10 protein-coding genes, 1 tRNA gene and 1 pseudogene are annotated in these 11,414 nt (G+C 45.2%); 11 read left to right on the top strand and 1 reads right to left on the bottom strand.

Features of this window, described 5'->3' with window-relative positions; genetic code table 11:
* Positions 1-87 precede the first annotated feature (87 nt).
* Positions 88-477, bottom strand: a complete 390-nt coding sequence (locus tag BZL35_RS03305) for a thioredoxin family protein (RefSeq protein WP_219860854.1) — start codon at positions 475-477, stop codon at positions 88-90.
* 503 nt (positions 478-980) lie between these two features.
* Here BZL35_RS03305 and def point away from each other — a divergent pair.
* The 11 genes and pseudogenes from def (at position 981) to queD (ending at position 11,305) form a co-directional block, all read left to right on the top strand.
* A complete protein-coding gene (gene def / locus BZL35_RS03300) occupies positions 981-1,487 on the top strand; it encodes a peptide deformylase (protein ID WP_106182752.1) in 507 nt (168 codons plus the stop codon).
* A gap of 465 nt (positions 1,488-1,952) precedes the next feature.
* Complete coding sequence (gene fmt / locus BZL35_RS03295) at positions 1,953-2,921, top strand: methionyl-tRNA formyltransferase (protein ID WP_106182751.1); 969 nt, start codon at positions 1,953-1,955, stop codon at positions 2,919-2,921.
* Positions 2,922-3,056: 135 nt separating this feature from the next.
* On the top strand, positions 3,057-3,917 hold the full coding sequence (gene htpX, locus BZL35_RS03290) for a zinc metalloprotease HtpX (RefSeq protein ID WP_106182750.1): 861 nt from the start codon (positions 3,057-3,059) through the stop codon (positions 3,915-3,917).
* Between the two features lie 134 nt (positions 3,918-4,051).
* Positions 4,052-5,344, top strand: coding sequence for a 16S rRNA (cytosine(967)-C(5))-methyltransferase RsmB (gene rsmB, locus BZL35_RS03285; protein WP_106182749.1), 1,293 nt, complete (start codon positions 4,052-4,054; stop codon positions 5,342-5,344).
* A pseudogene (locus BZL35_RS03280) lies at positions 5,344-5,925 on the top strand (DUF4390 domain-containing protein); the annotation flags it as partial. The gene rsmB and the pseudogene BZL35_RS03280, both read left to right, overlap by 1 nt.
* Before the next feature lie 130 nt (positions 5,926-6,055).
* The gene (locus BZL35_RS03275; protein WP_106182747.1) at positions 6,056-8,347 is read left to right on the top strand and encodes a sensor histidine kinase; all 2,292 of its coding nucleotides are present in this window, start codon (positions 6,056-6,058) and stop codon (positions 8,345-8,347) included.
* The gene (locus BZL35_RS03270; protein WP_106182746.1) at positions 8,348-9,082 is read left to right on the top strand and encodes a response regulator; all 735 of its coding nucleotides are present in this window, start codon (positions 8,348-8,350) and stop codon (positions 9,080-9,082) included. It begins immediately after the preceding gene.
* A 131-nt stretch (positions 9,083-9,213) separates the two neighbouring features.
* Positions 9,214-9,289 (top strand) — tRNA-Phe (locus tag BZL35_RS03265).
* Positions 9,290-9,455: 166 nt separating this feature from the next.
* The gene (gene queC, locus BZL35_RS03260; RefSeq protein ID WP_106182745.1) at positions 9,456-10,235 is read left to right on the top strand and encodes a 7-cyano-7-deazaguanine synthase QueC; all 780 of its coding nucleotides are present in this window, start codon (positions 9,456-9,458) and stop codon (positions 10,233-10,235) included.
* Entirely contained in the window at positions 10,219-10,854 is a 636-nt protein-coding gene (gene queE, locus BZL35_RS03255) for a 7-carboxy-7-deazaguanine synthase (RefSeq protein WP_106182744.1), read from the top strand. Before queC ends, queE begins: the two co-directional genes overlap by 17 nt.
* 7 nt (positions 10,855-10,861) lie before the next feature.
* Positions 10,862-11,305, top strand: a complete 444-nt coding sequence (gene queD / locus BZL35_RS03250; RefSeq protein ID WP_106182743.1) for a 6-carboxytetrahydropterin synthase QueD — start codon at positions 10,862-10,864, stop codon at positions 11,303-11,305.
* The last annotated feature ends 109 nt before the right edge of the window (positions 11,306-11,414 follow it).

Here is an 11,414-nt window from a genome sequence, read left to right as displayed (position 1 = left end):
GCGTGATGATAAACCCATGATTCCAGTGAGTCGAGAATTTTGGGGTGATCAAGTTTTTGAAGTGGATTTTGGCACGTTCGGTAAAATTTAGATCATGCGTAAGTGGGGACGTAAATCTGGTGCTGGCACAATGTGGTTGTCAAGTGTTTCACTGTCAAGCATGCGTTCCAGAATGCCAATGATTGGCAAAAGAGGGCCAAAAAATTGAGCTGTGTCAGGTTCGGAAGAGCTTTCCTGAATCAGCAGTGTTGGAAAATTTTCAATTTCGAAGTCTCCTAGCCAATCGCCATGTTTTTCGATATCAATCCAGATAAAGTAGAGATCTGGCCGGCGTGCAGAAAGTGTATCGAATGCTTCGCGGTACTCCCTGCAAATGCGGCACCAGTCTGTACACAAACACGCGATAAGACGTGTTTGTGGTGTGGCGATTGCTGTTTGCAAATCTGCGCGATCAGTGACAGGGTCGAGGATAGCCATAAAGTGAATGAATGTGCTCAATGTAACAGGGGCATCGGTTAACATCTGATTTACAAGATACAACGATGTCCGGCGATCAGAAGGTAATATACTTAGCAAATGCCGTGCGTAAATACTTTTCGGAATGTCCCCGTTTGCTGATAGCTTATGCTCGTCCTGGAATCATACATCAATGGGTGGTATCGTTGAGCGTTGAACTTGGAAAAGAATTTTCTAGTTTTTATTCTGATAATCTTATTTCCTCTTTGTTTGAGATGTGTCCTTAATGTATTGCAATGACATGTGTTTGTTATCTACATCATTGGCATCTCTGATTCTAAATTATTAAAGTAGGTAGAATAATCCTGTTGTCTGCATATGTGTATTCGAATATTGGCATTTGAAATTATCCGTAACCAATGGATCGAGGGATGTGATAAAATAAAAGACGTACTTAGTTATTGCACGGTTTCGTTGTCCTGCATGTCTTCTGTGCCAGTAGTGTGCATTGTATAACTTTCACTATGACTGTACTCGATATTCTTCAATATCCTGATCCTCGATTGTTCCAGATCGCCAAGCCTGTTTCGCAGATAGATGACCGGATTCGTCAATTAATTTCTGATATGGCTGAAACTATGTATGGGGCGCCGGGCATCGGATTGGCTGCAACACAGGTGAATGTGCATGAGCAAGTTATCGTGATGGACTTATTGGAGACACGCAATGCTTTGCGTGTTTTTATCAATCCGGAGCTTGTTTGGTGCAGTGATAAACAGAAAATTTATGAAGAAGGCTGTCTGTCGGTACCAGGTATTTACGAGGAAGTTGAGCGTTCGGATCGTGTGCGCGTTCGTGCGCTCAATGAGAAAGGTGAGCGTTTCGAGATTGAAGTGGATGGTTTACTGTCGGTATGTATTCAGCATGAGATGGATCATTTAAATGGGCGTGTTTTTGTCGAGTATTTGTCGCTCCTCAAACGAAACCGTATTAACAAAAAACTGAAAAAGTTTAGGCGCATGCCTCATTGAATTTGATCTCGCAGTATCTTTTTGAGTGTGTCCTCTATGACTGGACTGCCTGTATTTCTTAGGTTGTCAATTCAGTCGTATCTACATGTTTCTGTCAAACTTATCTTGTATCTTGAAGAAACCATCATTTGATGTATTGAATGGTACGGTAAATATCTAAAAACTGATGATTGATGTTTTACACTCCTAGTAGGAACGAATGGAGGTTAAGTCGGTAAAAGATTGGAATAGTCCGTGTCTGGCGGTAAATGAAGATTTTATAGTGTTTTGGGTGCTTCTCTTTTTTAGCAAGACTAAATATCGATAAAACTTCATTCGGTTTCATTTATTTAGAATGGATTGTAGGTAATATGTCTCTTTACCATTCCGAATTTTGGAGTCCTCTGTCGGCTTGATTAACGTATTTTTTATCGGGCACTTTATCTAGTATCTCGATATGGATCAAGTTTTCTTTGGAAATTTTGCATGACCTTAAGCGTTGCATTTGCCGGTACTCCTGAATTTGCAGAAATCGCGTTGTCTGCGATCAATAGAGCTGGATTCTCTGTCGTGTACGTGTTGACACAGCCAGATAGGCCTGCTGGACGTGGGATGAGGTTGCAGGTAAGCTCGGTCAAACGTTATGCTGAGTCTCATGGTATGTTGGTGGCTCAGCCGCGTTCATTGCGTTGCGATGGAAAATATTCTGTAGAGGCTACAGCGGTGCTGGGACAGCTCCGCGCGCTTGCGCCAGATATCATGGTTGTCGCGGCCTACGGTTTGTTGTTGCCACAAGTGGTACTTGATTTGCCTCGCTACGGTTGTCTCAATATACACGGATCATTACTGTCTCGCTGGCGCGGTGCCGCACCGATTCAGAGGGCCATTGAAGCAGGTGACCTTCAAACAGGCATCACGATAATGCAAATGGATGCAGGCCTTGATACAGGTGCTATTATTTCTTCTGGGATCGAGGAGATTTACGATGACGATACTACAGCCACACTACACAAAAGATTAGCTAACCTAGGCGGACGCATGGTTGTTGAAGCTTTACAAAAATTAGCAAATAATGGCTATTTGCCGGCCACGCCCCAGTCGACTGATGGCGTAATGTATGCGCCGAAACTTACTAGAGCAGAAGCGATGCTTGATTGGAGCCGGTCATCAGATGTTCTTGCACGTCAGATCCGAGCGTTTGATCCGTTCCCAGTGGCATTTAGCATTCTCCGAGGAGTCCCTCTGAAACTTTGGCGTGCGACCAGTGTAGTTTTTGAAGGAAGAGCGCTGCCAGGTACAGTCGTCGCTGTCAATGATGATTCAATGACCATCGCTTGTGGTGATGGTGCCTTGTGCGTAACGGAATGTCAGAAACCTGGAGGGAAACGCTTGCCTGCAAGAAGTTTTTTTACAGGTTTTTCAGTGAAAATTGGTGATGTTTTCGGGGCGTGTTGATTTTTTTACTGTCTCCCCCCATCTAGTAAGAAAAACGTTGTGAGCAAGGATAATAACTGTGTATTGGCTAAGAAAAGCTCACTGAGGTGGTCTTCATGGGGAAACCAAATCAAATTACCAAGTAAGGAGAGCAGAATGTTCAACTGGATGAAAACCACCATGCTGATGGCCGCTATTACCGGGTTGTTCATGGTGGTGGGTGCCATGATTGGAGCACAAAAAGGAATGATGGTGGCGCTATTCTTCGCACTCGGCATAAATTTTTTCTCATATTGGTTCTCCGACAAAATGATTCTCCGCATGTACAACGCAGAGAGAGTCGATTCATCTAGTGCGCCACAGCTTTACAATATAGTACGTGAGTTGGCAGAGCGTGCGAACTTACCAATGCCGAAGGTGTATCTAATTAACGAAGATGTACCGAATGCTTTTGCAACGGGCCGCAATCCAGACCATGCCGCCGTAGCGGCTACTACTGGTATTTTGCGTTTATTATCTGAGTCCGAACTGCGTGGCGTGATGGCGCATGAACTTGCACATGTGAAGCATCGAGATATCCTAATTTCAACAATTTCAGCTACGATGGCAGGTGCAATTTCCGCATTGGCTAACTTCGCGATGTTTTTTGGGGGGCGTGACGAGAATGGTCGTCCAACGAATATGATTGCGAACATTGCTGTGTCATTTCTTGCTCCATTTGCAGCCTTGTTAATTCAGATGGCCATTTCGCGATCCCGTGAATTCGAGGCGGATCGTGGTGGTGCGTATATCTCAGGTGATCCACGGGCCTTAGCTATGGCGCTGAATAAGATTCATCGTTATGCTCATGGTATGACTTTTGTGGCGGCGGAAGCAAATCCGGCCACGGCACAGATGATGATCATAAACCCTTTGTCAGGCAGTAAAATTGACAATTTGTTTTCTACCCATCCTGATACGGAAGATCGAATTACGCGCCTCATGGAAATGGCGAGAACTGGACAATATCCTGCTTGATTGAGGGCGTGATCTGTTTATTCTGTCAGGGGATCGATTGCTCACGCATCTCTTTCTCTCATTTTTGCTACAGATACACTCGAATCCAATTAATTCATACTCGTCCTTATGCGGGTATCTTTTTTTGAGCGCTGATGTTCCAATCTGTGCTACCAACCGAATCTTTAGCTCATTCGTTGCAACGTGCTGCGCAGGTTCTTGAAGCTGTGCAAAATGGTGCTGGCTTACCAATGGCCCTTGCTCAGGCCATATTGAAGGCACCTAATGGATCTCGTGGGGCTACTCAAGATCTTGCTTACCGAGCGGTGCGACACCTCGGGAGTAGTCGTGCTTTATTGAATATTTTAGTCAAACCTATCTTGCAAAGACGTGTGAGGGATATTTTGCTTTGTGCATTGGCTTTGCTTCAGGAGCCTCGTGAGCATGCTGCATATAGTGATTTTACCGTAGTTAATCAAGCCGTTGAGGCAGTCGCTTTAGGAGTTAAAACTTTCGGGGCTAAAGGACTAGTTAATGCTGTTCTGCGACGCTTCTTGCGTGAACGTCATGCTTTGCTCTCACAGATTGCATTGCAACCAGAAGCACGATGGAATTATCCACAATGGTGGATCGATGCTGTGCAGGCGGCGTGGCCAAAACAATGGATGTCTTTGCTCACTGCTGGCAATCAACGTGGCCCGATGACATTGCGTGTTAACACACGCAAGTTATGTATCGATGCGGCTAAAAAAATGTTAGCAGAGGAAGGAATACTTTCCCATGTAGTTGGTCCAGCAGCTTTACGATTGGCATTTGCGGTACCAGTGAATCGTCTACCTGGTTTTTATGAAGGGCTCCTCTCTGTACAAGATGCAGGTGCTCAGCATGCGGCGGCACTAGTGGGGGCGAAAGACAGAATGCGTGTGCTCGATGCTTGTGCGGCACCTGGCGGTAAAAGTGGACATCTTCTCGAATTGGCCGATATCGAATTACTGGCTCTGGATAGAGACCTCATACGTGTGAATCGAATTTACGAAAATCTCGAACGCTTAGGATTTAGCGCGAATGTTAAGATTGGTGACGCTGGAGATCCAAAGAAATGGTGGGACGGACAACCGTTTGATCGAATTCTTGCTGATGTTCCGTGTTCTGCAGCAGGAGTCGTGCGACGTCATCCCGATATTCGCTGGTTAAGGCGTCCGAGCGACATCGACTCACTAGTCAAGGAACAGCGCCGTATCCTTAACGGGTTGTGGTGTACTTTAGCCAGGGGGGGGCAGTTGTTGTACGTGACTTGTTCGATTTTTCCCGCTGAAAATGAAGCACAAGCGCAATGGTTTGAAAATGCCCATCCGGATGCGGTACGATTGAGTGCTCCTGGTCAATTATTGATGACCCCTGACGGTGACCATGATGGTTTTTTTTACGCACGTTTCCAGAAAAGGTGATGCGACTATCACGTTTCCTTAGTTACCTACTCCCCCTGATAACATCGTTTGCCCTGTGTTTTACAGGTACTGTGCTTGCCGACAATGAAATTCAGGTGCGTGAGGCACGGATTAAATCTGTTGACTCTGGCTGGGCACTTGATGCTAGATTTGCATTCGATTTGAACAACAACCTAGAAGATGCTGTAAAACGAGGAATTTCGCTTTATTTTACAACGGACTTTGAGTTGACGCGTTCACGCTGGTATTGGTTTGATCAAAAGGTAGTAAACAGTTCAAAAAGCGTGCGACTTTGGTTTCAGCCGCTTACTCAACAGTACCGAGTATCGAGCAACGGAGGGTTGCAGCTTACTTTCTATTCCCTCAGTGATGCACTGGTGATGGTGCGCAATGTGAGTGGTTGGCGCATCATCGAGGAAGGACTTGTTAAGCGGGATAATGTTTACCATGCGTCAGTCCGGATGCGTCTTGACAATGCATTGATGCCAAAACCATTCCAGATCAATGCTGTTAATAATCGTGACTGGAAGATGAGTTCGGATTGGGCGAGATTCCTATTTGTTCCTGCTGCTTCTGAGCATATGCACGAGTCTTTTTTAATTAACGTGGTATCAGAGTTGCATTTATCGCTTTTATCACAGAGTCTTAATCGTGTTTGGTAATAACAGCACTCTATTTAAGCGAATTGTGATACGTACTTTGGTCTGTACCATGGCTCTTGTGGCTTTGGGTTTGTTCGCTTTGCTAGCTATTGCGAGTGCCAATACTGAATTCTTTGATCGTTATTATTCATTGTTGTATGCGGCGAATGTTGCTGTAGCCTGTATTTTTGTCTTCATTTTAGGTGGTTTGGTTTTCTTGATTTTGCTACGATTACGTCAGCGAAAATTCGGTACGCGACTGCTCTCGAAGCTGGCAATTTTCTTTGCATTAGCTGGAGTACTGCCAGGAGGGATAATTTATCTAGTTTCATTACAGTTTGTTTCACGTAGCATTGAATCTTGGTTCGACGTTCGTGTTGAAAAAGCACTAGATTCTGGTCTTGAACTTGGCCGTGCGGTACTCAAGAATGGACTTTCGGATATTGGGACTAAAGCACAGCTCCTTGCTGATGCGCTTGCGGCCGATGGAGACAAAAATACTACACTCATGCTGATTCGTATGAGCGACCAATTTCGCTTGCAACATGCGACTGTAATTAATGGTGCAGGGCGTGTACAGGCTTCCGCTTCGGGTAACTTTACGTCACTTTTACCTGATTTGCCCACTTCTCTAATGTTGCGACAGGCGCGGGCACATCCTCGTGGTTATATGGCAATTGAGGGTGGTGGTGAAGGTTATGACTGTCACTCGCAAGAGGCGAACGATCAGTTGCGTTGGAGGGTTGTAGTACGGATTCCCTCAATCTATTCGTCACATTTACAGAATGGCGAGCGTTTTTTGCAAGTAATTCAACAGGTGCCATTTAACTTGACACAGAATGCAGAGGCTGTGCAGGTGGCGTATCGTGAATATCAAGAGAAGGCACTTGGTCGTACTGGACTACGAAAAATGTATCTTGGCATGTTGACATTGTCACTCTTTTTGGCGCTGTTTGTTGCGATGATATTAGCGTTGGCGCTGGGTAATCAGTTGGCTCGACCTTTGTTGATGCTCTCGCAGGGTACGCAGGAGGTGGCGGCGGGTGATTTATCCCCGAAGGGTGAGCTTCAGACAAATGATGAACTCGGGTTCCTGACCCAGGCCTTTAACGCAATGACGCGACAATTATCTGATGCGCGTGCGACTGTTGAACGCAATAGGGTAGCTTTGGAAAGCTCGAAGGCTCACTTAGAGAGTATCCTGTCTAATTTGACTGCAGGGGTATTTGTGTTCGATTCTGAATTCCGATTGACAATAGCAAATTCAGGGGCTGAACGCATCTTCAAGCAAAGTTTTCATGGAAAATTTAAGCGTATGCCAGCCCAGATTCCTGCGCTTGTCGAGTTCACTGAAACATTACACAATACTTTCTCGGCTCGAGAGGCGAACAACGAACCTAATCCTGTACATTGGCAAGAGCAGATCCAGTTGACTTTGCCTGGAGAAAAAGATGCAGTGATTTTACTTGTGCGTGGAACCCGTTTACCCGAGCCGTCTGGTAAAGTGGATGTCGCGAAGAAGGCTGTTTCGGGCGGTGAGTATGTGGTTGTATTCGACGATATCAGCGATGTTATTTCAGCACAGCGCTCAGTTGCGTGGGCAGAAGTGGCACGGAGGTTGGCACACGAGATTAAAAATCCGCTTACGCCGATTCAACTTTCAGCAGAGCGGTTACAGATGAAGTTGGCTGATAAATTATCCCCGTCAGATGCTATGGTGCTCAAGCGTGGTGCAGAAACTATCGTTAACCAGGTTGCCGCGATGAAGCGGATGGTTGACGATTTTCGTTATTACGCCCGTTTGCCTGTGGCAGTAATGCATTCCTTACAGCTTAATGAATTGGTCGGTGATGTATTAACATTGTATGGTGTGGATGAGGGGCGCTGTGCGATTTGTTCAGTGTTAGAGAATAATTTGCCAGTGATTCGAGGTGACTCAACACAATTACGTCAAGTGATTCACAATTTGTTAAAAAATGCACAAGATGCGGTAGGTGTTGCCGATAATAATAGGCCGATTATCGTGGAAACGAAGACGGTAGAGTATGTGAGTGTGGATAGAGAACCAAAACGCACCGCAGTGCGTTTGACGATCACGGATAGTGGCCCAGGGTTTCCAAATCACATTTTAGCTCGTGCTTTCGAGCCATATGTGACCACGAAGTCTAAAGGTACTGGATTAGGGTTGGCAATCGTCAAAAAAATTATTGATGAACATTTGGCGCATATCGATATTCGTAACCGCTCATTATCGGAAAATGAAGGCAGTGGTGGTGCGCAGATCTCGATTTTATTCACTCAACTGGCTGTCGATTTAGAACTGCCAAGCATGAAATCGACAGGCAATACGAAGGTAGTGTAGATGGCAACCATTTTGGTGGTAGATGACGAAATGGGTATTCGGGAACTGCTCTCAGAAATCCTTAGTGATGAAGGACATGTTGTCGATATCGCAGAAAATGCGCAAGAAGCGCGAATTTACCGTGAACGGCTTACACCGGATCTTGTGTTACTTGATATTTGGATGCCTGATACCGATGGTCTGATCTTGCTTAAAGAATGGGCAGAAAAAGGGCAGTTGACGATGCCAGTGATTATGATGTCAGGACATGCAACGATCGATACTGCGGTAGAAGCTACTAAGATTGGAGCACTCGATTTTCTTGAAAAACCGATTGCGTTGCAAAAGCTGTTAAAGTCTGTGGAGAGTGGGCTGGCCCGTGGTAAGCAAGCACCAGCTTTGGTGCCGATCACATTTGAAATCGATGATGAAAATGAATTAGGAGTATTGACTGGAAATGAGGTGTGGGGAGAATTCTTAGAGTTTAATGGGAATGGTATCGCTGCAGTTCATGTTCCTGGAAGAGACCATGTTAAGGGGCCTCTGCTGGAAGAGGAAACATCATTTTTTGATATTGCGTTTGATGTGCCGTTTAGACAGGCACGTGATGCCTTTGAGCGTGCTTATTTTGCATATCATCTTGCAAAGGAGAATGGTAGTATGACCCGTGTTGCAGAAAAAACTGGCCTTGAGCGCACTCACTTATATCGTAAGCTTAAACATTTAGGCGTGGAGCTGAATAAAAGCAAGCCTTGAATTGATAAATGTAAGATTATTTGGTGGTTATTCTTTTGGGAGATCAGTATTTTCCGAATTCTTTCTCGGTGAGAAGTGAAAAATAAAAGATTTGCAGTGACTCAAAGAGTTGAATATAATTCTCGGGTCTTGGCCCGGTAGCTCAGTTGGTAGAGCAGCGGATTGAAAATCCGCGTGTCGTTGGTTCGATTCCGACCCAGGCCACCAAAATCAAAGGGCTTGCTTTAAAATGCAAGCCCTTTTTTTCTTTGAAAAGACGAGTTGCCATTTTTAGTAGCATGTTGCGTTAATATGGAGTTTCAATCGGCGAGGAGCGTTGGGGGGTACCGCTAATTGCTCTATCGAGTGACTTGTTATTTTCCTGACTTTCTGGATGATCATGACATCAGCCACTGATACCGCTTTAGTTCTGTTCTCTGGGGGACAGGATTCCACGACTTGCTTGGCTTGGGCATTGTCGTGTTATTCGTATGTCGAGACGATTGGTTTCGATTATGGCCAGAGACATAAAGCAGAACTTAGATGCCGTATTGATGTACTGGCCAAAATTCGAGAGTGTTTTCCAGCATGGGCATCTAAACTTGGTGAAGACCATCTGATCGATTTTTCGGTGTTGGGTAAAATTACGGATAGCGCTTTAACACAAAAGGTGGCCATCACTATGGAGGCTGGTAATTTACCGAATACGTTTGTGCCTGGCCGTAATCTGTTGTTTATGACGATAGGTGCAGCCATCGCTTATCGCCGTGGCTTAGGCGTTTTGGTGGGTGGAATGTGCGAAATAGATTTTTCCGGCTATCCAGATTGCCGTGACGATACTATGAAGGCTCTGCAGGTCGTGCTCAACCTAGGGATGGACTCACATTTTATTATCAAGACACCATTGATGTGGATTGACAAGGCAGAAACATGGCAGCTAGCAAATGATCTTGGTGGTGATAGACTTGTCAAATTGATTTGTGAGGATACACACACGTGTTATTTGAACATACGCGATGAGTTACATCCGTGGGGATATGGCTGTGGCAAATGCCCGGCTTGTCAGTTACGCCGTCGAGGTTTCGATGCATGGTGTGATAGAAAAACGGTGACGCAATTTATATCAGAATCACAGGATGGCGAGAAAGGTAAAGCAAATGGCATATGCTGTTAAGGAAATCTTCTATACTTTGCAGGGTGAAGGAGCTAATGTTGGCCGTCCGTCGGTATTTTGCCGTTTTGCGGGATGTAATCTATGGAATGGACTGGAAGAAGATCGTGCAGAGGCTTTTTGTCAATTTTGTGATACCGATTTTGTTGGCACTCACGGGGAGAATGGAGGTAAGTTTCGGACACCTTCTGATTTGGTTACGCAAATTGTGGCGCGGTGGCCTGAGGCAGACCAGTTTAATCGATTCGTTGTATGCACGGGGGGGGAGCCTCTGCTGCAATTGGATGCACCACTCATCGATGCTTTGCATATGGAAAACTTCAAGATTGCCATTGAGACCAATGGTACGCAGCCGGTGCCTGCTGGAATTGATTGGGTGTGCGTCAGTCCGAAGGTGGGTGTGCCTCTCGTCGTTACGCAAGGTGATGAGCTAAAGGTCGTAGTCCCACAAGGCGGCCAACTTTTGAAAAATTATCAAGAACTCGATTTTAAATACTTCTATCTTCAACCGATGGATGGGCCGTTACGTGAAAGAAATACGCGATTAGCAATTGATTATTGCAAGCAGGATCCACGTTGGTCGTTGTCCATTCAGATGCACAAATACGTCAATATCCCTTGAATTATCCGTGATTACGATTACTAGAAAACTTGAATTTGATGCAGGTCATCGCATTCCCGATCATCGTAGCCAATGTCGTAATTTGCATGGTCATCGTTATGTCCTGGAGATTACCCTGATGGGGGAAATGAAGCGTGAGGAGGGTGCTTTTGATAACGGTATGGTAATGGACTTTGCTGACGTTAAAGCACTGGCTAATGAGCATTTGGTATCAATGTGGGATCACGCATTTATCGTATATCAAGGTGATATTGAAGTACGCAATTTTTTGACATCCCTGAAAGACCATAAGACGGTTGTTCTTGATTGTATCCCGACTGTCGAGAATTTAGCCAATATCGCGTTTAAGATGCTTGTAGGTATTTTTGATGCGTACTATGGTTCGAATCTCTGTCTTACTCACGTACGGCTTTATGAGACTCCAAATTGTTGGGCTGATGTTAAGTCTTGAGAATGGGTGCACACTTTTATTATTTCGTCGTGTCGATTCAAGTTTCTCTCTCCATTTCTGATTGGCGGACATGTACTGCTCACATAGGTGAGCGAAGCCCTCTTCTGTG

Source organism: Candidatus Pandoraea novymonadis, from assembly GCF_003004665.1.
GTDB classification, from domain to species: domain Bacteria; phylum Pseudomonadota; class Gammaproteobacteria; order Burkholderiales; family Burkholderiaceae; genus Pandoraea; species Pandoraea novymonadis.
This window is presented reverse-complemented; position numbering and strand designations above follow the sequence as displayed.